Below are 23,791 nucleotides of genomic sequence, written 5' to 3'. Positions count from 1 at the left end.
CCGGATCCACGGCGCGTGTACCTGCGCGCCGGGGCAGTTTTCCAATCAGCGTCGGCAAGGCGCACCGCCCGTTGGGAAGACGGGCATCAGGGGGCAGGTCATGTTGCATGCGGAGTTGATGCATCGCGTTGCGGTGCGCCAGGGACTCGGCTGTGTGGTTTTCAGCCGCTTGGCAGCGTTCCTGCTGCTGCTCGCATCGCTGGCGGCGCCAGGTCTGGCGCAGGCGGCATGCACAAGCTTCACGCCCCCCAATGCCAGCCCCGGCACACCGATGGCCTCCGGCGGCACCGTCATCATCAATGCCAGCAGCTGTGAAGGCGCCCCGGGCTTCGGTATCGGCAACGTCACTGGGGCTGCCAGCCATGGCACGGCGACCGTCACCGACAACGCCGCGTCGATCATCACCTACAGCAACAACGGCGGCGGTGCGACCACAGACACTTTCATCTTCGACGACGGCTCGGGCAGCAACTTCGTCACGGTGACGGTGCATATCCAGCCTGCGGCGTCACCGATCACGATCTTGCCGGCAACGATGCCGGGCGGCACCGTCGGCGCGGCCTACCCCACCACAGCGCTGATCGGCGGCGGCGGTATCCAGCCGTACACCTTTGCGGTCAGCAGCGGTGGCTTGCCGCCGGGCCTGGCACTCAACGCAGGCAGCATCACCGGTACGCCCACCACGCAGGGCACCTTCGCGTTCTCGGTCACCGCTACCGACAGCACCGCAGGCACGCCGCTCACCGGTACGGCGGGTTACTCGATCACGGTGGCCGCACCGACCATCAGCGTGACCAACGCGCCCAGCGCCGCAGCGATCAACACGCCGTACTCCTTCTCCTTGACCGGTGCCGGCGGCATAGCTCCCTACAGTTACACTCTGGATGGTGGCACCACCCTGCCGGCCGGGCTGGTATTGGCCAGCAACGGCACCATCAGCGGCACGCCAACGGTGCTGGGCCTGAAGAACTTCACCGTGCGCATCACCGACAGCAGCGCGCCGACAGCGTTCTTCTCCGCAGCCAACCTGTCGATCAATGTGCAGAACGTGATGCCGCCGGTCGCCAATCCGGTCAGCGCCACGGTCGCCCATGGCAGCAGCAACAACCCCATTGGCCTGATCCTCACCGGCGGCGCGGCCACCTCGGTAGCGGTCGGCACCCAAGCAGCGCACGGCACGGCCACCGCCAGCGGCACCACCATCACCTACACGCCCACCGCCAGCTATTCCGGCCCGGACAGCTTCACCTACACCGCCACCAATGCAGGCGGCACCTCGGCGCCAGCCACCGTTACCATCACCGTATCGCCGGCCACCATCAGCTACGTGCCGTCCAGCCCTGCCGCAGGCACGGTCGGGCTGGCCTACAGCCAGTCGCTGGCCGGCGCCAGCGGCGGCACTGCGCCGTACTCCTACGCGATCACCAGCGGCAGTCTGCCGCCGGGCATCACGCTGGCCAGCAACGGCACGCTGTCCGGCACGGCCAGCGCCAATGGCACCTTCAATTTTGCCGTGCGGGCCACCGACAGCAGCACCGGCACCGGGCCGTTCAGTACCACCAGCGGCTCGCTGACGCTGACCATCGCTGCAGCAACCCTCACCTATGCACCGGCCAATCCGCCGGCTGCGACGGTCGGCGTGGCCTACAGCCAGTCGCTTGCCAGCGTCAGCGGTGGCATCGCGCCGTACAGCTACGCCATTGCATCGGGCAGTCTGCCGGCGGGCGTCAGCCTGGCCAGCAACGGCACGCTGTCCGGCACGCCGACCGCAGGCGGCACCTTCAACTTCACGGTGACCGTGACCGACAGCAGCGCCGGCAGCGGACCGGTCAGCGCTACCAGCGGCGCGCTGCAGCTGGCGGTGAATGCACCGACGATCACGATCAACCCGGCTACGCTGCCAGCGGCCACTGCCGGCACCGCCTACAACCAGAACCTGACGGCCGTTGGCGGTACCGCCGGCTATACGTATGCGGTCACTGCAGGTGCGTTGCCGCCGGGCCTCACGTTGTCCACTGCCGGCGTGATCAGCGGCACGCCCACTGCTGCAGGCACCTTCTCTCCAACGATCACGGTCACCGACAGCAGTACCAGCGGCGGCCCCTACACCGGCAACCGTGCCTACACCTTCAGCGTGAGTGGGCCGTCGCTGACGCTGACACCGCCGGCGGGCACCCTGTCCGGCACGGCCGGCGCACCGTTGAACGTCACCTTCAGCGCGGGCAGTGGCACCGCGCCGTACGTCTTCGAGATCAGTGCGGGTGCGTTGCCCAATGGAGTGACCCTGTCTTCCACGGGCACGCTGTCCGGCGCGCCGACGGTTTCCGGTCTCTTCACCTTCTCGGTGCGCGTCACCGACAGCACCACCGGTACTGGCGCGCCCTTCAGAAGGACTCAGAACTACGTGATGTCAATCGCCGCGCCCACCATCACGGTGACACCGGCGAGCCTGCCGTCGCCGGTGGCAGGCGTTGCCTACAGCCAGACCATTACCGCCAGCTCCGGCCAGCCGACCACCTTCACCTTTGCCATCACTGCGGGGCAGGTGCCGGTCGGCCTCAGCCTCAACACTGCAACGGGTGAACTGAGCGGCACGCCGACCCAGGCCGGTCCGTACAGCTTCACCCTGACCGCCACCGATGGCGGTGGCTTCACCGGCAGCCAGAGCTACACCGGCGTAGTCAGCGCGCCGGTGCTGTCGCTGGCGCCGGGCACATTGGCCGGCGCCAGCGCAGGTACGGCCTACAGCGCCACCTTCGTCGCCAGTGGTGGCAACCCGGGCTACAGCTACCAGCTCACCGGCACTCTGCCGGCTGGTCTGTCGTTCTCCTCCGCGGGCGTGCTCAGCGGCACCCCCACGCAGGCAGGCACCTTCAGCCTCAGTGTGATCGCGACCGACAGCACCACCGGCACCGGCGCGCCGTTCTCCGTCGCCAACAACTACACATTGGCGGTGTCGGCACCGACCGTCGTGGTCGATCCAACCAGCTTGCCAGCGGCGACCGGCGGCGTGGCCTACTCGCAGACGGTGACAGCCAGCGGCGGTAATGGCACCTACACCTTCAGCCTGACCAGTGGCGCGCTGCCGGTCGGCATGAGCTTCAGCAGTACAGGCGCGCTGTCGGGCACGCCGACCGTGGCCGGCACCTTCAACATCACCGTGCAGGCCACCGACGGCAATGGCTTCACCGGCAGCCGCGTCTATTCCCTGGTGGTCAATGCACCGGCCATCACGCTTGCACCGGCCACGCTGGCGGGCGGCTCGGGCGGTGTGGCCTACAGCCAGACGCTCACCGCGACCGGTGGTGTGGGCAGCTACACCTACAGCCTGTCGGCGGGCGCACTGCCTCCGGGCATCGCGTTGAGCAGTGCCGGGGCCATCAGTGGCACACCCACCACCACCGGCACCTTCAACTTCACTGTCACCGCCACCGACAGCGTCGGCTTCACCGGCAGCCAGGCCTACACCTTCACCGTGGCTGCGCCGACGATCACGATCACACCGGCCACGTTGCCAGCGGCTACCGGCAGCATCGCCTACAGCCAGGCGCTCAGCGCCAGCGGTGGCAATGGTGGCTACAGCTACAGCCTGACCGCGGGCATGTTGCCACCGGGCGTCGCGCTGAGCAGTGCCGGCGTGATCAGTGGTACGCCGACCACCACCGGCAGCTACAGCTTCACCGTGCGCGCCACCGATGGCTTTGGCTTCAACGGCAGCCAGGCCTACACCGTGACCGTGAACGCACCTGCCATCGTGTTCGTGCAGACCACGTTGCCGGGCGGACAGGTGGCGGCGGCCTACAGCCAGACACTCAGTGCCGGCGGTGGCAGCGGTAGCTTCACCTACAGCCTCAGCGCCGGCGCGTTGCCGCCGGGCATCGTGCTCAGCAGCGCCGGCGTACTCAGTGGCACGCCCACCGCCGCCGGTAGCTACAGCTTCACAGTGACCGCCACCGACACATTCGGTTTCACCGGCAGCCAGCCGTTCACCCTGGGCATCAACCAGCCGGTACCGGTGGTGGTGAACGATGCGGCGAGCACGCCGGCCAATGCACCGGCCAGCATCGACGTCACCGCCAACGACACCGGCCCGATCACCAGCATCGCGATCGCGCAGGTGCCCGCGCACGGCACCGCCACCGTCAACGGGCTCAACGTGACGTACACCCCGGCCAGCAACTTCTTCGGCAACGACAGCTTCACCTATACCGCCACGGGCCCTGGCGGCACCTCCACGGTGGCGATTGTCAGCATCACAGTCACGCCGCTGGCGGTACCGGTGGCTGCCGCGCAGAGTGCCACCGTGCTGGCCGGACAGTCGGTGACTGTGCAGGCCGAGGCCGGAGCGATCAACGGGCCGTTCACTGCGGTCACCATCAGCCGCGCGCCGTCGTCCGGCACGGCGGTGGTGCAGGGCGCCAGCATCGTCTACAGCGCCGATGCCGATGCGTCCGGTGTGGTGGACTTCGAATACACGCTCAGCAATCCGTTTGGTGCATCGGCACCTGCGCCGGTCAGGGTGACTGTCAACCCACGGCCGGTGGCGCCGGCGCTGACCGCCATTGTCATCGCCGGGCGTGTGGTCAACGTGGACCTGACCTCCACCGCGCGCGGTGGGCCGTTCACCGCCGCAGCCGTGGTCTCGGTGTCGCCGGCGGATGCCGGTGCGGCTACGATCAGCGCCAGCGGCGCCGGCTACACGCTGGCCTTCACCTCGGCGGCGACGTTCGGTGGCGCGGTGCGCATCACCTACACGCTGAGCAACGCGTATGCGACCTCCGCGCCCGGCACAGTCGATGTGGTGGTCAAGCCACGCAGCGATCCCTCGCGCGATGCCGAAGTGCTGGGTGTGCTGGAAGCGCAGGTGGAAGGTGCGCGGCGCATGGCCGTGGGCCAGATCACCAACTTCCAGCGCCGCCTGGAAAGTCTGCGCGCCGGTGGCGGCGGTGCTGGCTTCAGCAACGGCATCACCTTCAGTTCGGCCAGCAGCCAGCGCCGTACGCAGCAGGATGATCTGCTGCGCAAGGGCATCGGTGCCAGCGGTGAAGGGCTGTCGATGATCGAGGAACCTGCGCTGCAGGGCGATGTTGCGCCTGCCGCTGGCGCGTCCGATGGATTCGCCTTCTGGACCGGCGGCGCAGTGAACTTCGGCACGCTCAAGCCGGGTGCCAGCAGCAATGGCATCGACTTCACCACCTCCGGTGTCAGCGTGGGTGCCGACCGCCAGCTTGGCCCGTCGCTGACTCTGGGTGCCGGCCTGGGCTACGGCCACGACGCGTCGGATATCGGACGCAACGGCAGCCGCAGTACGGTGGATGGCTACAGCATCGCCGGCTACGGCAGCTTCCATCCCGAAGGCGGGTTCTACGTGGATGGCCTGCTGGGCTACCAGTGGCTGACGTTCGATGCGCGCCGCTTCATCACCGACAACAGCAATACCGCCTACGGCAGCCGCGACGGTAAGCAGTGGTTCGCCTCGTTCTCCACCGGTTACCAGCATCGCAGCGACGCATTGCTGCTGACCCCGTACGGCCGCCTGGATCTGGCGCGGGCCACGCTGGATGGCTATCGCGAGCACGGCGACGAGGTGTACGCACTCGACTACCAGCGGCAGACCGTCAACACCAGCACCGCCACTGCCGGTGTGCTGGCGCAGTGGCTGGTGAAGCGCGACTACGGCATGTGGACGCCGCAGCTGCGCGCTGAGTTCGGGCATGACATGCAGGGTTCCAGCCAGGCCTTCATGCGCTACGTGGACCTGATGTCCGGGCCGGTGTATCGCGCTACGCTCAACCGCCAGTCGCGCAACCACACGCTGCTGGGCGCCGGCATCGGCCTGCAGACGCTGAAGGGCTGGACGCTGCGCGCCGAGTACCAGAGCCAGCTCGACAGCAGCAGCCGCGACAACCAAGGCATCCAGATCAGCGTGCAGAAGACCCTGCCGCCGTGACGGTGCCCGCGGTGGCGGCCGTTGTGCCGCCACCGCGCTGCAGTGCAACCCTGTACCCGTACAATCAGAGACCCGAAAGGTGCGCTGACCGCACCTGCCGGGAATCTCGAATGGATGGAACAGGACAGGGAATGAAGATTCAAATCACAGGGATGGCACTGACGGTCGCACTGCTGGCCGCCTGCGGGCAGGCACCGGCACCGGCCGCAGCACCGGCGGCACCGGCACCGACCACCGAAGCACCGGCCGCCACGGCGACGGTGGTCGAGAAGGAACCGTCCATCGAAGACGGCGTGGACCCCTCGGTGTGGGACAACGAAGGCGAACCGGAAGACCCGAGCGTCGGCGGCGAACTCACCTGCGCGGACAATCCGCTGGCGACCCATTTCTTCACCCTGGTGGGCGGCAACACCGTGGACGACTGTGGCCGCAAGGACCCGAAGGTGCTGGCCGCGTTCAACGCCCTGATGAAGAACACAGCGGCGGCCGAATCCGCCGACAAAGAGATTCCGTCGCTGCGCGAACGCCTGTTGAGCGGGCCCAGCGGGCCCGGCGAGCTGGTGGTGCTGCAGGGCGAGCCGTGGTGGTTCTACACCGCCTGCCAGGCCCACGACTGCCCCGGCACCGCGTTGGCGATGCTTTATTCGCCGGACCAGTCGAAGATGGTCGGCCGTCTTACCGCGCGCTGCCGTGTGTGGTGGCTGGGCGAGCCGACAGCGGAACAACGTGAGCAGATCGAACAGCGCCAGCCACTGCAGGATGCCGCGTTGAAGGAAGACAGCGCGCTCTGCGAGTGATGTGATGCCGGCGGTAGCGCCGGGCCATGCCCGGTGGAACAGCAGACGATGTGCCCCGTGTCACCCTTCCGGCCGCATGCGTGCGCTGACCTGCGCGGTCAGCGACAGGCTGGCCATCATCAGGCCCTCCATCACGCGGTCGCCCACGTACTCCTCGTCGGGACCGTTCTGGCGCACGCGCTCGGCAGCCAGCAGTATTTCCAGCGCCACGCGCAGCCCGGCCAACGTGCAATCCGCGTCGGCCAATGCCATGCAGCGGCCCGGCATCTGGTGACGTTCGGGCCAGGGCTGGCCGTCGGCAGCCGCGCCTTTGCCGATGCGGTCGAGGGTGGCGATGAAGGCGTTGGGATCGGCTGCAGGCGCGTGCTCTGGCGACTCACCGGCATTGGCGGGCGAGTGATGCGGATGCAGGCGGGGAAAGTCCGGTGAGGTCATGGCAATGCTCCGTGCAGGACAGACGGTAGCCGCCACACAAAGGTGGCGGGCGGAGACGTGGCTCGAAAACCGGGCGCTTGTTGAAACCGGCAGGCACGAGGCCTCCACGCTCCGCCCGCCATGACCGGCAGACGGATTGCCCGCCGGCGCCACGAGGGGTGGCGCCGGCGGGCAAGCGTTGTCAAACAAGCGCACGGGTTTTCGAAGCCCGGCCATCCCTTTTCGATGGCACGTCATCTGTACGCGTGCTGCTGCGCGGTGCCAATCAGAAGAGTTGCAAACAGCGTTTGATCGAAGTCGCTTTCGGCATTCTTGCACGTTGTTAAGCCGTCGCAGACGCAGGTGCCGCAACGTCCGTAGCGGCATGGGGAATATGCGACATGGGTCGAAGTTGCTGACGTGGCGTACGGGTACCCCATCAAGCCGATGACGACAGAGCAGGGGCGAGCACGCAGTCAGACAACGACAGTGTCAGGCCGCCGTCCAGTCGATGATGAGAGGCGAAGAGACCTTCGCCGAGTCGACATCCGAACACTCGGTGCAGTCACCAAAGAACAGAAAGCGGTTGCCACCGGTCACGTCAAAGAGCCGGCTTCCGGCATCGGCGTATTGGGCGGGTGGCAGCACGGATGAAACCTGCATGGAACTGAGTCCAGCGGTCTTCATCAACCTGGCAGCATCCTGAGGCGAGATCAGCTGAGGATCGCTTGGCGTGCCGTAGGACCAGCCGCAGTAACCATTGTGGACATAGTAGTGCGACATGCTAGGGGGTCAGCCCGATGCAGATGCTGAGCGGGAATACAGGGGCAACACGCGAGCAGATTACTTGCTCGCGCGCCGCGCACTCTTCTCGTCGTCGCCCGTCGCATCCCCGCGGCTCTGCGCGAACTCCGGGAACGTCTTCGCGATCGAATCCTTGTCCGGCAGGATGTAGAACACACCGCCTTTCTCGAACGTGGACTGCACGATCTGCTCGTAGAACGCAGGCGTGACGTTGATGCAGCCGTGGGTCACGCGGTTGTCGTCCGGCGAAGGTGATGCCAGCCGTTCGGCGCGCTTCTCTTTCGGGGTGCCTGGCGGAAGCGGATGCATCGAGACGGCGGAATCGTAGTCCACCCACAGCACGCGACCGGCATCGTCGGAGGGACCGTAGCCACCAATGAAACGGCCCGCCGGAGTGGTGCGGTCATGGCCTGGAATCGCACTCAGCGCGAGCTTGGCAACGCCGGGGGCCGAGTGATCGCCGATGGCAGAACCAAACAGCGCCGGCGCCGCGCCGCGCAGCTTGCCGTCTCCACCGAAGACCAGTACCTGCGCAGCCGCCTTGTCCATGATCGCGAATGGATAACCCTGGTTGTCCTTGCTGGCGACCACCCAGCCAGCAAGTTCAATCACTGTCTCAGACACGCTCTGGTCAGCGGGCAGCTCATCAACGGCAGCCACCGCTTGTGCAGGCGCGTCCTTGTCCTTGGCGTTGGCTACGCCGCTGCACGCAACTGCCAGCGCCATCGCCAGTACAACAGGGAGGGCACGACGTGCAGGGGAGGAGTAGGTACGAATGGGACAGCTCCTTGCAATCAAGAGCGGGAAGTTGAAGGACGCCAGGGGCGGGTAAGACCCCTGGCGTCCACTTTCAGGTGTTCTTCAAACGGTGAGGGAGCGATTAACCACGCGGCTTGCGACCGACGGGAGCCCGCTCAAGCTGCTGCACGCGACCTTCGATCTGGTCCAGACGCTGGTTGGCCTGCTGCGCCGACTGGTTGGCGGACTCGGCACTCTGGGCGGCGCCCTGCACCTTTACGTCGAGCTGGTCGAGACGTGAGTTGATCGTTGCAAACTCGTTCTTGTAAGAGGCGCAAGCGCCAAGGCTCACGGTGGCGATGAGCGCCACGCTGAGTGCACGGGCCATCTTCATGTGTTGCGAGGTCAGTTTCATCACTCCCTCCTTCGTCTGGGGAAGCTGGAATATAGCGGCGTTTGTTCCCGGCGCTACCAAGCGCTTTCAGCTGGAATTTGAGTACGTGGATGGGTTGTGAAATCTCCCCATCAATAAACCTTAACAAGCGGGATAAGGCGAGCTGATGCAGCCCGGCCGATCGCCTTGTGTTTATTCAAGACTGCCAATTCATGAGTATGAAGTCGATGTCATAGCGACTGCTTTTCCGCCGCTGCACGCAGGTTTCCGTCCACTCGCTTCAAGTACCCTCGCGGCGGTGCGGGGCGCACATCCAGCAGCATGGCGATGGTTCTGGACCCGTCTGGCGCTATTGGCCATCTTGGACGGTACCGGTTGTTGATCGAAAGGCAGCGCGAGGCCGCGGTTTATGAATCAGGCACCATGATTCCGATGGCCAGCCGTGCACTGTGGCCGGTCATCGTGTGAGGCACTGACATCCGCCAAGGATCTCAGCGCGTCCGGCTGCGGGGCAGCTTGCCCTTGAACACCCTGCCGCGGTGGATGGCGAGATAGTGCTTCAGGCGATCTCCCGGTGCTTTGCGCAGACACATGTTCCCTGGAATCAGACCGGCGTCCGCCAACTGCTTCCTGACCTGCTTGTCCGCAAAGATGGCATCACCGTCGTCGTCGAAGGTCATCAGTCCGGCGTCGAACAGCAGGTCAAGCGTGCCGACCAGCGGCAGGCCGTTGTGCGGATCCAGTCTTGGATCTTGGCCTCCCGGGAGCCACTGGTCCTCAGTGACTTCATGCGCCCATGGCTGCGCATGCGACGCTCGGATCAGGGCCGGTACAGTGCAGTCCGTCACCGCACAGCGGTGACCCCACAACTTCAGCATTTCACGACGGAACGTCCCCTGCCCCAGGCGAGCCTCCATCATCGTCAGCCGCGTGGTTGGATTACGAATCTTGTCCATCTCACCGAGCAGAACGCTGGCAGGCGGGCCCGGTGTCTCCTCTGCGCGATAGTCGGCGGGCATGCGTGATTTCCCGTACGCACGGCGATCGTAGACGCCGCGGTGGTGCTTCTTCAGGTTCTTGCCCACGGAGGCCATCTTCGCTTGGAACGTTGTGCTTCCCTCAGCAAGCGCTTCCAGTGGAAACACCAGATGGTCGAGCACCTCCCTCCAGGACGAGAACTCGGTCACTGCCTGAAGCACCTTGCGGTCTTCCTTGCTGCCGATGGTGAAGCGCAACACGTGGCGCCCGTCCACGCGCCCCATCGACAGCAGCGGTCGCCCGTCTCTGCCGGATACCTTGGTGCCAAAAATCACGGTGCGGCGGCCGTTCATCCCGTTTCTGGACGAGTACTTGGCCAGATATGCATCCACCGGGCCCAGCACGCGCCGCAGGTCAGCGACGGCCACATCCAGCCCTTTGCGCTCTTTCGGCGTGAGGCCCAGCTCCATGACCTCCTCATCCCTGCTCAGCAACATCCGCGTTCTTCCCCAGCTCCATCAGGGAGCTCCATCCCGGAGCTCAATTGTCGCCGATCCAGCTGACCATCGAGTCGCCGTCTCTGGCCGGATTGTTGATCCCCAGCGCGTCTACTCAACCCGGCGCGAAATATCGGCAGTCGCCGTTGGCGTCTGCGATTCGACGAGCAGCATCGACATGCACTTGCAGATCCGGTTTGAAGTACTGCGGGCTCCTCTGCCGTGGAGCGTGGCCAACACCATCGGCCTCCCTCGCGGCGACCGCGCTGTGATGGCCCAGTAGTTCGTGCAATCTTCTTGAACTGTTTGCCTATCGCTAGCGGTGGCATCCGGAGTTCCCTGAACGGGAACCATATTTATACACCAGTCAGTTCAATATTCAGGGTCGATTAGACCCGCTAACGGATAATTCACACCTGTCGACCGCCTCTTCTCTCTCCCCCTCCCGGGAGGCGGTCGACGAAACCAAAATAATTAAAGGTGTGTCCCGATGAACAAGAATTCGCTGCTTGCCCTGGGTCTTCTGGCTGCTCTGCCGTTCGCGGCATCGGCAACCGATGGCCTGTCGTACAACTACGTTGAAGGCGGCTACGTGAACACCGATGCCAAGGGCGGCGACGCTGACGGCTGGAAGGTGAAGGGTTCCGTTGCGGTGCATCCGAATTTCCACGTCTTCGGCGACTACAGCGCGCAGGAGACCGACAAGTTCAAGAATGACGTCGACCAGTGGCGCCTGGGTGTCGGCTACAACTACGGCATCGCACCGAACACCGACCTGGTGGCCCGTGTTGCGTACCAGAAGTTCGACATGAAGCGCGGTCCGGAACTCAACGGCTACTCCACCGAAGTGGGCGTGCGCACTGCATTCAACCCGTACGTGGAAGGCTACGTGATGGCCGGCTACGAAGATTTCAGCAAGAAGAACGGCTACGACCCGGACGGCGAGTTCTACGGCCGCGTCGGCGCCACCGCCAAGTTCAACCAGAACTGGGGCCTGAGCGGCGAAGTGAAGCTGGCCAAGGCCGGCGACCGCGAGTGGTTCGTGGGCCCGCGCTTCACCTGGTAACAAACGCCTGTCGTTAGTGCGTGTTGTGCTGGCGTGTGACTCTCTCTCTCCCACACGCCAACCGAAGCCCGGCCTCGCGCCGGGCTTCACTTTTTTGGGACGCGTGGCGCCACAATGCGGCATGGGCGACCCTTCCTCCCTCGCAGGTACTGGCACGGCCTACCAGGAGCATCTGGCGCCTGCGCCGCTGCGTGGTCACTTCGGCCAGCTGTGGCAGAGCCAGCTTCCTGCCGACGCCGATGGGCACATCACCGTATTGCCGGATGGCTGCGTGGACATCCTCTGGCGCGACGGTGCGCTGTTCGTGGTCGGCCCAGACCGCGTGGCCGCACATCCGGCGCTGGCACCCGGTGCACAGGTGCTGGGGGCACGCTTCCGTCCTGGCCAGGCATTGGCTGCGCTGGGCCTGCCATTGGCCGAGATCATCGGCCAGGCCGTGCCGCTGGCCGATCTGAAGGGCGCCTGGGCGAAGAAGGCTGCGGCCTCCATCGGCGACACCGCACCTGCGCAGCGTCTGCAGCGGATGGCGCATTGCCTGCAACAGCATATGGGGGTGGCCGCACTCGACACCCCGGCGCAGCGTGCGCATGTCCTGTTCCAAGCGCTCGCCGCGGGTCACGCCACGCTGGATACGCTGGCGGCGCGCCTGAACCTGAGCCCGCGCAGCCTGCGGCGTTTCAGCCAGCTGCAGTTCGGCTACGGGGCCAAGACGCTGGAGCGGGTCCTGCGCCTGCAACGCTTCCTGCGCCACAGCCGCGCGCTGCCGCAGCACTCGTTGGCGATGCTGGCTGCCGAGGCCGGCTATGCCGACCAGGCTCATCTCAGCCGCGAGGCGCGTGAACTTGCCGGCATGACCGCCCGCGACCTGCGCCTCGAATGGGGCCAATGATGGCCGTTTCGTTCAAGACCGCCGCGCGGCGCTGACCGAAGCTGGGGCTCTCAACACGGAGCCACGCTATGAGCCATGCCGCTACCCACGATGCCGAACGCCGCATCGACAACATCGAATTCAACGTCGACGACATCGCCCGCAGCAAGCGCTTCTATGGCGAGGTGTTCGGTTGGCGCTTCACCGACTATGGCCCGGCCTACACCGAGTTCGACGACGGCCGCCTCAAAGGCGGCTTCGTGGCCGACGCGCCGGTGCATGCACAGGGCGGGCCGCTGGTGATCCTCTACTGCGCGGATCTGGCCGATGCACAGCAGCGTGTGACTGCCGCTGGGGGGGAGGTGATGCAGGCGGTGTTCGCGTTCCCCGGCGGGCGCCGTTTCCACTTCCGCGATCTGGATGGTTACGAGCTCGCAGTCTGGAGCGATGTGGATTGAGGTCTTTGCATCTTCGCCGGTGGACGGAACGAGAACCGCTCCGTCGCCGGTCAGGGGGTTCCGCTATGATCGCCCGCACATCGCCGCATGCGATGCGCCCGCCTCAAGCCAGCAGGAACCGTCGTGAACTCCCAGCCCGCATCGATCACCGCCCTCAACCACACGCTCGACAACGAGCCGCAGCAGATTACCGCGCCACTGACTCACTCGGCTGCGTTCCTGGTGCTGAAGGTGAAGGACGATGCCGATTCCATCGCGAAGGTGCGCGAGGTGCTGGGCAGCAGCGATGACCTGATCAAGAACACCGCCATCCGCGAGATCGAGCGCACCTTCACCTGCAACGTGGCCATCGGCCACCGTGTGTGGCAGCCGCTGGTGGGCACCACGCCACCGCGCGAGCTGAAGCCGTTCCGCGAGATCAAGGGCGCCACCCATACTGCCGTATCCACGCCGGGTGACCTGCTGTACCACATCCGCGCACGTACCCAGGATCTGATCGTGGCGTTCGAGCGCAACCTGCTGATGGCCTTCGGCGATGCCGTGGAAGCGGTCGATGACGTGGCCGGTTTCCGCTACTTCGATGGACGCGATCTGCTCGACTTCGTCGATGGCACCGCCAACCCGGAAGGGCTGTCATTGCCGGAAGCCACGATTGTGGGTGAGGAAGACCCGGACCATGCCGGCGGCAGCTACGTGGTGGTGCAGAAGTACCTGCATAACCTCGATGCCTGGCGCGCGCAGAAGACCGAGGCGCAGGAAACAATCATCGGCCGCACCAAGCACGACAACATCGAGCTGGACGATGCGCCGGCCGATGCGCAGAAGTCGCACAAGACGCTGTGCACCATCGAAGACGCCGACGGCGAGCACGAGATCCTGCGTGACAACATGCCCTTCGCCAATCCCGGTCGCGGCGAGTACGGCACCTATTTCATCGGCTACACGCGTCGGCTGTGGGTGATCGAGAAGATGCTCGAGCGCATGTTCGTCGGCAATCCTGCGCCGCTGCATGACCGCATCCTGGACTTCTCCACCGCCACCACCGGCGTGACCTTCTTTGCGCCCTCTCGCAAGGTGCTGGCCGATCTGGGCGATTGATCGCGCCTCTCGTCCTTGCGCATGCTACTGGCCACTCTGTTCAGTAGATCCACGCCATGCGTGGATGGCGCGCACTTTGCCCGTAGCAGCCACGCATGGCGTGGCTCTACTGTGCCGCCATCTGCCTGTCATCTACCGCGCCGACCATGTCGTGCTGGATGGGAGTGCAGGAGGCGGGCGATGACCATGACCGGAAACAGGAACGGCGCACGCCGCGGGTGGAAGCGGCTGGCAGCCTTGTTCGGCGCGTTGGCACTCGGCAGTGCCAGCGTTTCCGCGCAGGAAGCCCCTGCACACTGGATGGCCTATGCCGCCGCCGTGGGGGGGCAGTTGCAGCAGCGCCTGCAGCAGGAACAGGACCCGCAGGCGCAACGCGTGCTGGAATGGCTGCAGGCTCACCCGGACACGCCGACACCGCTGCCGGTGAGCGTGTGGATCGCGGCGGACGGGCGCATTTCGAAACTGGAATTCGACAGCCTGGGTGATGCCCGGGTCGATGCGGACCTGCGCGCGACCCTGCAGACCGCGCCGTTGCAGGCGCCGCCGCCGGCGGACATGCGCCAGCCGCTGCGGCTGGGCCTGCTGCTGGAGCCCCGGTAGATCCACGCCATGCGTGGATGAGCCTACCGGTAGCCCCCCAGCCACGCATGGCGTGGCTCTACTGATCTTACGGCCGCGCAGGCCGCACACGCCCATTGCGGTAGATCCACGCCATGCGTGGATGAGCCTACCGGTAGCCCCCCAGCCACGCATGGCGTGGCTCTACTGCGGATTGCCTGCGCCCAGCCCGGCCATCCGCATCAACGCACGGGTGCGCCCTGCGGTTCACGCGCGGCCGCGCTCCATGCGCGCAGGCCGAACACGGCCAGGCCGAGGAAGAACACGTACAGCGCGGCAGTCACGTGCAGCGACTTGAACAGGTAGGCGCCCACGTAGACCACGTCCACCGCAATCCACACCCACCAGCAGGCCACATGGCGACGTGCCTGCCACCACTGGCCGACCAGGCTCAGCGCGGTCAGCATCGCGTCCAGCCAGGGCAACGCGGCATCGGTGAAGGTGTGCATGGCCGCACCCAGCGCCACGCCACCGCACAGGCCGATGGCCAGGTCGCGCAACAGCTTGCCGCGCGCCAGCGGCACGATGCGGATGCTGCCCTCATCGGCGGCGTGCTGCCGCCAGTTGAGCCAGCCGTAGACCAGGAAGCCACCGAAGGCGACCTGCAGCAGAGTGTCCGAGTACAGCTTGGCCTCGGCGAACACCAGCCCGTACAGCGCCACCGACAGCAGGCCCACCGGCCACGCCGCCAGCCGGCGCCGGGCCATCAGCCAGACGCCGAGGATGCTGCACAGCGCGGCGGTCCACTCCAGCATCACGCCGCTCACAGCGCGAACGTCACCGACAGGCGGGCCTGTCGCGGTGCGCCGGGGAACAGGTAGTAGTCACCGCCGCTGCTGCCGGTATCGCGCCAGTAGAAGCGGTTGAACACGTTGTCCACCGACAGGTTCCAGGTCACCGCGCGCTCGTGCAGGCGATGCTGGAAACGCAGGCCAGCGTCGAACACCGAGTAGTCCGGTGCGCGCACCCCACCGTCGGCGCGGGCGACATTGGCCCCGGCATAGCGCCAGCCACCGGTCACATCCAGGCCCTGCACGAACGGCAGCGCGTAGGCCACGTGCACGCTGGCGCGCACCTTCGGCACGTTCACCAGCTGATGGCCTTCATAGGCCGGGGTGCCGGTGTCGCGCGCGCGCGCCTGCAGCACGCTGGCGCTGGCCACGATCTGCAGTGCATCGGTCAGCTGGCCGTTGGCGGTCAGCTCCAGGCCGGTGTGGGTCTGGGTGCCCTCTTCGATGAAGGTGTAGCCGACGTCGCTGTTGTCCGGTTTGGCGTACTGGTACGGCTGCGAAATGCGGAACACCGCTGCGCCCAGCGTCAGCGCTTCGACCGGCACGTACTTCACGCCCACTTCCACCTGCCGCGACTGTACCGACGGCAGGAAGGTGTCGGCGTTGCTGGTCCAGAACGGCGCTTCCTGGCCCAGCGAGATGCCGCGCACATAGCTGGCGTAGGCGTTGAGCTGGTCGGTGGCCTTCCACACCACCGCGGTCTGCGGCAGGAAGCGCGACAGGCGGCTGTGCCGCTGCGGGGTGCCACGCTTGTCATAGGCGCGCTCGTCCAGGCGCACGAAGCGGCCGCCGGCCAGCCACTGCCAGTCATCGCCGAAGCTGATCCGGTCCAGCGCGAAGAACGCGGTCTGGCGACTGTCCAGGCGCCGTGCGGACGGGCCCGGCATCTTCGGCGACGGCGCGAACACCGGCACCTGCGCGTCGTGGATGTTGGTGGTGCCGACGTATTCGTTGACGCTCGGGCGCTTGTCCACGGTGCGGCGGAAGTAGTCGGCACCGAGGGTCAGCTCATGGCCGACGCTGCCGGTCTCGAAGCGGCCACGCAGTTCGGCACGGGCCTGCTGGTTGCGGCGGGTGTCATCCGGGCTGCGGTAGTCGTAGACGTCGTAGTCGCCATTGGGCGCGAAGTAGTTGCCCGGCACGCTGCCATCGGCGCACTGCACGGCGTAGTAGCAGCCATAGGCGAAGGCGACGTTGTCATCGATGACCGAGCGGCTGTGGCCGACCGAAACGCGCGACTGCCAGGCCTCGTTGAAGTCGTAGGTATGCAGCGCGGTGATGTTGGTGCTGGCAATATCCACCGGACGCTGCCACGGCTGGTAGCCGAGCAGGTGCTCGCGATCGACGCCGCGCGGCAGGTCGCGCGCGCCCAGCAGCTGGTAGCCGGACACCGAACGCTGTGAACTGGTCTGGTAGTTGGCATCCACTTCCAGCTTGCCGCGCTCGCCGATCAGCCAGTCGGCGGCCAGCGAGTAGAAGTTGCGACGGCCATCGGCGTGCTCGACATAGGAATTGCTGGAGTCCCATGCAGCATTCAGGCGCAGGCCGAAACGCGGGGTGATCCAGTGGCCGACATCGACGGCGACGTAGCGCGAGCCTTCCGAATCGGTACCGAGTGTGGCGGTGCGCACTTCGGCCGGGCGCTTGCCGATGTAGTTGATGATGCCGCCGGGCGCCATCACGCCTGCAGCCAGGCCGGCTTCACCCTTGAGGATCTCCACCGACTGCACGTTCTCCAGCGCCAGGCGCTGTTCGCCGGCGATGGACAGGCCGTTGAAGCGGTAGCCGGTGGCCGCGTCCAGCGCGAAGCCACGGATGGCGATGTTCTGGTAGTAACCCACCGGCGCGTAGGCATCACCCAGCGAGGCATCGTTGCTGGCCAGCTCGGACAGCGAACGTACCTGGCGGCGGTCGAGGTAATCGCGCTCGAGCACGTTCACCGACGCCGGTGTGTCCTTCCAGCTGCCGCCACCGAAGGCGTTCACGCGTGAGGTATCGGTCTTCGGTTTGCCGGCCTGCACGCGCACCGCCGCCAGTTCGGTCGGCGAGCGTTCGGCGCCAGTGGCAGCCGCATCAGGGGACGCCTCGGCCTCGCTGGCGTGCAGCGGCAGCGCGGCGCAGAGGGCGAGGGAGAGCAGGGTGGGGCGCAGGCAGCGGTTCATTCGATTCGTCTTCGGACAACAAGGGAGACGAAGCGACGGCGCGCAGGTGCACCGGCCCATGACGGGGGTGTGGCTGCGGCTCAAAGCTCCCTACGCCGGTGCAAACCGGATCAGGTTCCAAGGGACTCTCTCAGCCTGGCAATCCAGGCACCCCCGCTTCAGGTGACCATTTCACTACAAATGGTACGGATTTGCGAGCGTCCCCCGGGGTCGGATCCCTTTCCGGCGGAAAGGGCTCTGACCCCAGCCACGCGGCAGGTGCCGCCAGGCATGGCCCGGCGTACCCGGGTCACGCAGCGGCGCGCAGGGCCTGCAGCAGTGCCTTTCCGGGCGTGCTGTGGAACCACGCAGGGTGCCCCAGCATGAAGGGCTGCCACGCCACATCCGCGTTCGTGGTCGAGCCGGTGACGCCTTCGAAGTACTCCACTTCGGACAGTGCGAAGTCGAAATGGACCATCGGCAGCAGGTCTGCCAGCAGGTGCACACGTGCCGCCGACAGCGGCAGCACCTGGCGGTAGCCATCGAGCAGGGCCAGCGCGATATCGATGCGCACCGCGTCCATGCCGCGCTCAAGTTCCAGCCACGCGATCGCATTGCGCTCGATCGCGGTGGCGAGATCGAACAGTGCGCTGGTAGGCGAGGCCAGGCCGAAATCCAGCACGGTGCTGACCTGCCCGTCGCGCCACAGCAGGTTGGAGACATGCCAGTCGTTATGCGCCCACAGCCGTGGCTCGTGGCGCAGGCGTTCGGCCAGGCCGGCATGCCATGGCAGCACGTCGCGCTGCAGCTGCGCTTCCCACGGAATGCGCGCGAGATAACGGGCCAGGCCGGGACGCTCGTGCAGTTCTGCCTTGATCGCCGCGATGGGATCGTCGGCACGGATCAGATCGTCGCGCGCGACCAGCACATGGGTGCTGCGCTGGGGTGCGTGGTAGCGGGCCGCAGCACGATGCAACTGCGCGAGTGCACGTCCGGCTTCGCAGGCCCGCGCGATATCGGTCAACAGCGACCACGACACAGCGTCGCGATAGAGGTCTTCGCCCGCGCCAACAGCATGCAGTTCAAAGGTCCATTGGCCATGCTCGACGGCGGTGTGGCCATCGGCCGCCGACAGCACCTGCACCACCGGTACGCCAGCAGTGGCGAGATGAGCGATGAAGCGGTGCTCTTCTTCCAGGCAGGCTGCGCTGCGCACGCTGTGGTGGTGGCGCTTGATGAACACCGCGCCGTGCGTGCCCTCCACGATGGCGGCGGCCGACAGCGGGCGTGGGCTGTGCCAGCGCGGTTGGCTGTCGGCAGCCAGCTGTGGGTAGCGTGCGTGCAGCCAGACGATGTCCTGCGCGCTGATCGGTGGCCAGTCGGCAGCAACCTCGTCGTTGTTGAGGCCCTGCACGCGATGGGAGGAAGACGTCATGCCGCAGCCAATGAGGGAAAAGTCACATCCAAGGCTGCGCATTCAACGCCATGAACGCGGCCAACGCAAACGGGCGGGTCATCGACCCGCCCGTCCGTGCATCGGCATGGGGGATGCCGCGCTGCTTACCAGCCGCGATGGCGACCGCGGTCGTTGTAGTAGCGGTTGTCGTAGTAGCGCTCGCGCTGCCAGCGGCGGTCATCGCCACGGTCGTAGTAGCCGCTGCGGTAGTAGCCACGGTCGTAACGGCGGTCGTAGCGGTTGTCGTAACGGTTCTCGTAACGGCGATTGTCGTAGTAACGACGGTCGCGGCGGTCGGAGGTGGTCAGGTTGCCGATCGCGCCGCCGGCCACAGCGCCGCCGACAGTCGCAGCGGGATCACCGTTGGAGAGCAGGTTGCCGGCCACGCCACCGACCACGGCGCCGACCAGGGTGCGCTTGTCCTTCCTCGACATCGCGCTGGCATCGCTGACCGCGGCGACACCGGCCATCAGGGCCAGGGCCATCGCCAGACCACGGAAGCTGAGTGCGGAAGTACTGAGCATGTTCGTTCTCCTGTGAGGTGCATGCCACGCTGGGCAGGGAGGGCGCGGAGCGCCCCGGCTGCCGTGATGTCCACGCTGGCGTTCCAACATTGCCGGAACATTGCCTGGTCCATCGTGCGGCTTGCGCATTCATCTAGCGGCAGGTGGCATGAAGCAAGGCTGAAAGCGGCCTCGGCCGCTCAGCTGGCAGATAGGGAAAAGGCCACGCGGGGCGTGGCCCTTTCCTTGCCTGCAAAGGCGCTGCGGGGGTCAGACCCCCATCGCCTTCTGCGCCTGCCGGGCCTGCTCCTGCTGGGCGTCCTGCTGCTGGTGCAGCACGTTCGGGGCACCCTGCACGGCACCGCTGCTGAGCGCCACGCTCTGTTCGCTGGCGGCACGGGTGTCCACCGCGACGCGGCTGGCGGCGGGGTCGCCGATGGTGCCCTGCACGGCGAACAGGCGCTCACCGTTCGGGCTGGGCACCACCGAATCGATGCGCTGCAGGCCGGCGGCGTGCGCCTCCTGGGTCAATGCCGCTGCGGCGCTTTCCAGCGCGTGACGGTCCTTGAAGGTGCCGGCCGGCATCATTTCCAGGCCCTTGCTGGCCTGGATGAACAGCGGATTGCGCGGGTGCCGCTCGTCGTTCAGCAGCGGGCGCTCACGGGCGTCCTTGATCGCATCCAGCGTCTTCGCACCTACGATGCCATCGGCGACCAGACCGTTGTCCTTCTGCAGCTGGCGTACCGCCGCCTCGGTGTCGCGGCCGAAGCGACCATCCTCGACCAGCGGCTTGCCGTCGGCACCCACGTAGCCAAGGTGGCCCAGCTGCTCCTGCACCTTGCGCACGCCGTCGCTGTGCGCACCTTGCTTGTACAGTTCGGCGTGCGGTGTGGCAGCGGCCTTGTGTTCGGCCGCAGGCTTGCCCTGGGTCTGCTCGTGCGACTGGGTGCGGTTTTCCAGCAGGTCACGCGCCTTGGACAGCGGGTCGGAGGCGTACAGCTTCCAGTTCGGGTGGTCCTTCACCTGCTTGAGGTAATCCTCCACCGGCATGGTGTGTACGCCCTTGCTGCCGGTGGACTGGCTGATCAGCAGCTTGTCGGTGTTGGGGTCGCGCACCACCATCACGATGTGGTCGATGCCGTTCCAGTGCTCATGGCGGGTCTTGGCCGTATCCAGGCCGATGATCATGCCTTCCTTCAGCGCATCGGGCTTGAGGACCGCGTCGCGGTCAAGCAGCACGCCGGACTGGTCGAACGCCTTGCGCACGATGCCGCCGGAACCCAGGTTGCCCAGGTCGATGCGATCGCCCTTGCTGAAGACCGCATGCCCGGCCTTCTGGTTGATCTCGTCCATGGTCCGGTTCTGCAGCGTGCCGACCCAGCCGGAACAGTCGATGTAACCCTGCTCCACGTTCTTGCCGGTCTTGCCTGGCACGTACAGCGCGTGACCCGGGATGTTGATCGCGTATTTGACGTTGTCGTACTTCACACCGGCATCGTAGGCGGCCTGCAGTTCGATGCCCGGCTTCGGCGGCGTCGCAGCCGAAGCCGTCGCGGCCAGCGTGGCGGCAGCAGCCGCCACGGCTGCGGTCTGTGCCGGCTGCACCGACGATTGGCCCTGCGTCACCGCCTGCGGCTCGATGTTCTTTTCCGGAATGCTGATCGCCGCGTACTTGTGGACGTAGTAGCTGGAGAAGGTGCGTGCCAGGTCGCCGTCGTTCATGCCGCGCATCTCGGCCAGGGTGTGGCCGGTCAGCGCCTTGGCATCGGAACCGATCTGGTTGAGCACGTTGCGGCGCATGTCGATTTCTTCGCCATGGCTGTTGCGCACCACGCCGAAGGTGCCGGTGGCGATGGCTGTCTGCACCGAGCCATAGCCGGCGCTGCCCTGCTGGTGGGCAAGGTACAGGTCCAGGCCGGTCGGCGACGCACCGCCGGACAGGTAGGGATTGCCGGTACGCTCGTTGCGACGCGTCATCGAGTCCAGGTTGTCCTGGTACATCTGTGCGGCCGCTTCGGTGTTGCGGGTCGGATCGAACTCGTGGCCGGTCAGGTGGTACTGGCGCGCGGAGCCAGGCACGAACTGGAACAGGCCCTTGGCGCCGGACGAGGTGTTGTGCGCGCGCTCGTTGAAGGTACCGCCGGTCTCGATGTGCGCGAAGCGCATGAAGTCATCGACCGGAATGCCTTTCTGCCTGGCGACCTGCTCGACGATGTCCAGGACTTCCTTTCTGCTGTAGTCATGCTGTGCCATGACGTTTTCCTCGGGGTTGATGGAGCGGCGCATGCCGCGAATCGCCAACCGGACTCATCCGTGAGTCAAGAACATGTCGGTCAACTGGTAACCCGCATGTGCGGGTGGGAGTCAGCGCGCGACGTACTGCTGGGTCGCGCTGTCGAAGCGGTAGTGCACGGCGTCGCCGGCACCCAGGGCACGGGTCTTGCCCGGGCCTTCGATGGTGGTGCCCTTGAAGCCCACGGTCAGCGGCGGCAGGCCGTTGCCGTCGGCAGCGAAGGCCAGCTCGCCCTCACTGTCGGTGCACGGCATCACGTTGCCGTCGTCGCAGGCGGCGCTGTTGTCCTCGCCGGTGCGCACCGAACCGACATAGCGCCAGACCTTGCTGTCCACGTCGTCTTCGCTGCGCTTGGGGTTGAACAGCAGCAGCGCATAGCCGCTGCTGCTGATACCGCGGTCGAAGCTGCGGGTCGGCACCGCCAGCAGCAGGCGGCCGTCGGCGGTGCGATGCTCGAGCGGCTTGCGCCGGGTGTCGATGTCTTCGGCCTTGTCGTAGGCTCCGAGTGCGCCGATGGTCCATTCCTGGCCACGGAACTTCCATGGCTTCCTGGCGTCGTTACCGGCCAGCACGAAGGTGGCCTCGGCGAGGTTGGCGCGGTCATCCGGGCCGGCTGGCTGCTGCTCGCCGGGCTTGCCGTAGTGCTCGCGGGTATCCCAGGAGAAACCCGTGTAATACGTGGTGCCATCGAGGGTGAAGGTGTGGCCGAACCAGAAAGTCGCCACGCTGCCGTTCTGGACCTCATAGGAGGTCGCGCCATCGCCGTCCAGCTGGTAGGTGAAATACATCACGGTCGGCGCATCGGGCGGGGTGACGGCGGTGTCGGGGGAAGTGTTCTGCATCGGGGCAACATCCTGTCGGGGCGCAGTGGCAGCCTGCGCAGGGGCGCCGGGCTGGGAGGACGAGGGGGCCGGGTCGGCGGCGCTGCAGGCGGCAGCGGAAAGAGAGACGAGCAGGCACGCCGCGAATGCGCGCAGGGGCGGCAACGGCAGGGTCCAACGTAGCTTTGGGGGGTGATGCATGCGCCTCTCCATGGTCAGCGTTGCCGGGCCAGACGGCCGGCAGGAAACCGCACCCCATCCACCAGGGACAGGAGCGAGGACATGAGCCGGTCGATTCCTTCGACCTCGCATTGAGAACCCATGCCCGTCAATCTTTGCACAGAATCGCGACGCATCAAAGAGGGCGGCGCATTGCGCCCTCTTATGTGAAGGGCATCTCAGATCTTGCCATCGCGCAGGTAGTCGAACAGCTCGGCGTCGCCCTTCAGGCCCAGTTTGAGCATGGCGTCACCCTTCTGCCGGCTGATGGTGCTGACGCTCTTGTGCAGCTGCAGCGAGATCTCCTTCACCGTCATGCCGGTTCCCAGCAGCCGCAGCACCTCCACCTCGCGCGGCGACAGCGGCTTGCCATCGCCCTCGCGCATGCGCCAGCTGCCGGCGGCCTCGACCCGTTCGCGCAGGCTGCGGCTGATGTAGGGCTGGCCGCGATAGACCGATTGGATGGCCTGCGGCAGTTCGTCCATGGATGAGCTTTTGTCGACCAGGCCGAGCACGCCGCTGTCGAGCACCATGCGCAGGATCGCCAGGTTGTTGGAGACGCTGAGCATGAGTACCGGCAGGTCGGGATGGCGGCGGCGGATCATGCCGATCATGGCGAAGCCGTCGGCCTGTGGGCTGCCCGGCATGGAGTAGTCGGTGACCAGCAGGTCGCAGGGCTGGCTGCCAAGCAGGGCCATCAGCGCCTGCGCGCTGTCTGCCTCGCCGACCACGCGGCCCACCCCACTCGACTCGATGACGGCGCGGGTACCGATACGGACCACCGGGTGGTCGTCTGCGATGATGATGCGCAAGCTCATGCTCTAGTATGGCCACCGGGCACGCCGGACCGCGACCATCGCGGTTCCTGGCAGGATTCTAGGAGATCG

Annotated in this window: 19 protein-coding genes and 1 riboswitch; of the genes, 7 read left to right on the top strand and 12 right to left on the bottom strand. The window is 66.3% G+C overall.

Annotated features, from left to right (window positions below; translation table 11 throughout):
- Positions 1–118 precede the first annotated feature (118 nt).
- Both ABR323_RS09010 and ABR323_RS09005 read left to right on the top strand, forming a co-directional pair.
- The gene (locus tag ABR323_RS09010; RefSeq protein WP_439449035.1) at positions 119–5,950 is read left to right on the top strand and encodes a putative Ig domain-containing protein; all 5,832 of its coding nucleotides are present in this window, start codon (positions 119–121) and stop codon (positions 5,948–5,950) included.
- Between the two features lie 131 nt (positions 5,951–6,081).
- A complete protein-coding gene (locus ABR323_RS09005) occupies positions 6,082–6,747 on the top strand; it encodes an Ivy family c-type lysozyme inhibitor (RefSeq protein WP_439449034.1) in 666 nt (221 codons plus the stop codon).
- A gap of 60 nt (positions 6,748–6,807) precedes the next feature.
- Here ABR323_RS09005 and ABR323_RS09000 read toward each other — a convergent pair whose 3' ends face one another.
- The 5 genes from ABR323_RS09000 to ABR323_RS08980 all read right to left on the bottom strand — a co-directional run bounded on the left by ABR323_RS09000 (position 6,808) and on the right by ABR323_RS08980 (position 10,545).
- Positions 6,808–7,182, bottom strand: a complete 375-nt coding sequence (locus ABR323_RS09000) for a hypothetical protein (RefSeq protein ID WP_439449033.1) — start codon at positions 7,180–7,182, stop codon at positions 6,808–6,810.
- Between the two features lie 471 nt (positions 7,183–7,653).
- Positions 7,654–7,944 (bottom strand): hypothetical protein, encoded by a 291-nt coding sequence (locus ABR323_RS08995; protein WP_439449032.1) that lies wholly within the window; start codon positions 7,942–7,944, stop codon positions 7,654–7,656.
- Positions 7,945–8,004: 60 nt separating this feature from the next.
- Positions 8,005–8,691 carry a hypothetical protein gene (locus tag ABR323_RS08990; protein WP_439449031.1) on the bottom strand — a complete coding sequence of 229 codons (687 nt, stop codon included), beginning with the start codon at positions 8,689–8,691 and terminating at the stop codon, positions 8,005–8,007.
- A 154-nt stretch (positions 8,692–8,845) separates the two neighbouring features.
- Complete coding sequence (locus ABR323_RS08985) at positions 8,846–9,118, bottom strand: hypothetical protein (RefSeq protein WP_422347759.1); 273 nt, start codon at positions 9,116–9,118, stop codon at positions 8,846–8,848.
- A 470-nt stretch (positions 9,119–9,588) separates the two neighbouring features.
- Positions 9,589–10,545, bottom strand: a complete 957-nt coding sequence (locus ABR323_RS08980) for an HNH endonuclease (RefSeq protein ID WP_439449030.1) — start codon at positions 10,543–10,545, stop codon at positions 9,589–9,591.
- A gap of 517 nt (positions 10,546–11,062) precedes the next feature.
- Here ABR323_RS08980 and ABR323_RS08975 point away from each other — a divergent pair.
- The 5 genes from ABR323_RS08975 to ABR323_RS08955 all read left to right on the top strand — a co-directional run bounded on the left by ABR323_RS08975 (position 11,063) and on the right by ABR323_RS08955 (position 14,662).
- Positions 11,063–11,638 (top strand): OmpO family porin, encoded by a 576-nt coding sequence (locus ABR323_RS08975; RefSeq protein ID WP_135271911.1) that lies wholly within the window; start codon positions 11,063–11,065, stop codon positions 11,636–11,638.
- Between the two features lie 121 nt (positions 11,639–11,759).
- The gene (locus tag ABR323_RS08970) at positions 11,760–12,527 is read left to right on the top strand and encodes a helix-turn-helix domain-containing protein (RefSeq protein WP_439449029.1); all 768 of its coding nucleotides are present in this window, start codon (positions 11,760–11,762) and stop codon (positions 12,525–12,527) included.
- A gap of 68 nt (positions 12,528–12,595) precedes the next feature.
- The gene (locus ABR323_RS08965) at positions 12,596–12,964 is read left to right on the top strand and encodes a VOC family protein (protein WP_439449028.1); all 369 of its coding nucleotides are present in this window, start codon (positions 12,596–12,598) and stop codon (positions 12,962–12,964) included.
- Positions 12,965–13,087: 123 nt separating this feature from the next.
- A complete protein-coding gene (locus ABR323_RS08960) occupies positions 13,088–14,062 on the top strand; it encodes a Dyp-type peroxidase (protein WP_439449027.1) in 975 nt (324 codons plus the stop codon).
- Between the two features lie 180 nt (positions 14,063–14,242).
- Positions 14,243–14,662 carry a hypothetical protein gene (locus tag ABR323_RS08955; protein ID WP_439449026.1) on the top strand — a complete coding sequence of 140 codons (420 nt, stop codon included), beginning with the start codon at positions 14,243–14,245 and terminating at the stop codon, positions 14,660–14,662.
- A 200-nt stretch (positions 14,663–14,862) separates the two neighbouring features.
- On the opposite strand, the gene pnuC is transcribed toward ABR323_RS08955, so the two are convergent.
- From pnuC to ABR323_RS08920, 7 genes are all read right to left on the bottom strand, one after another.
- Positions 14,863–15,435 carry a nicotinamide riboside transporter PnuC gene (gene pnuC / locus ABR323_RS08950; protein ID WP_135271916.1) on the bottom strand — a complete coding sequence of 191 codons (573 nt, stop codon included), beginning with the start codon at positions 15,433–15,435 and terminating at the stop codon, positions 14,863–14,865.
- A gap of 8 nt (positions 15,436–15,443) precedes the next feature.
- Positions 15,444–17,633: a TonB-dependent receptor gene (locus tag ABR323_RS08945; RefSeq protein WP_439449025.1), complete on the bottom strand. Its 2,190-nt coding sequence runs from the start codon at positions 17,631–17,633 to the stop codon at positions 15,444–15,446.
- A 70-nt stretch (positions 17,634–17,703) separates the two neighbouring features.
- A riboswitch (TPP riboswitch) is annotated at positions 17,704–17,798 on the bottom strand.
- A gap of 124 nt (positions 17,799–17,922) precedes the next feature.
- Positions 17,923–19,047 carry a phosphotransferase enzyme family protein gene (locus ABR323_RS08940; RefSeq protein WP_439449024.1) on the bottom strand — a complete coding sequence of 375 codons (1,125 nt, stop codon included), beginning with the start codon at positions 19,045–19,047 and terminating at the stop codon, positions 17,923–17,925.
- Positions 19,048–19,172: 125 nt separating this feature from the next.
- Positions 19,173–19,592 carry a glycine zipper 2TM domain-containing protein gene (locus ABR323_RS08935; protein WP_439449023.1) on the bottom strand — a complete coding sequence of 140 codons (420 nt, stop codon included), beginning with the start codon at positions 19,590–19,592 and terminating at the stop codon, positions 19,173–19,175.
- Positions 19,593–19,841: 249 nt separating this feature from the next.
- Complete coding sequence (locus ABR323_RS08930) at positions 19,842–21,824, bottom strand: XVIPCD domain-containing protein (protein ID WP_439449174.1); 1,983 nt, start codon at positions 21,822–21,824, stop codon at positions 19,842–19,844.
- 111 nt (positions 21,825–21,935) lie between these two features.
- Entirely contained in the window at positions 21,936–22,706 is a 771-nt protein-coding gene (locus ABR323_RS08925; protein WP_439449022.1) for a hypothetical protein, read from the bottom strand.
- Positions 22,707–23,083: 377 nt separating this feature from the next.
- Positions 23,084–23,722: a response regulator transcription factor gene (locus tag ABR323_RS08920; RefSeq protein WP_126928894.1), complete on the bottom strand. Its 639-nt coding sequence runs from the start codon at positions 23,720–23,722 to the stop codon at positions 23,084–23,086.
- Positions 23,723–23,791: the final 69 nt, after the last annotated feature.

The sequence above is a fragment of the Stenotrophomonas sp. ATs4 genome, assembly GCF_051861585.1.
GTDB lineage: Bacteria > Pseudomonadota > Gammaproteobacteria > Xanthomonadales > Xanthomonadaceae > Stenotrophomonas > Stenotrophomonas maltophilia_AS.
Note: the sequence above shows the minus strand (reverse complement) of the source record. Positions and strands in the feature narration are given on the sequence as shown.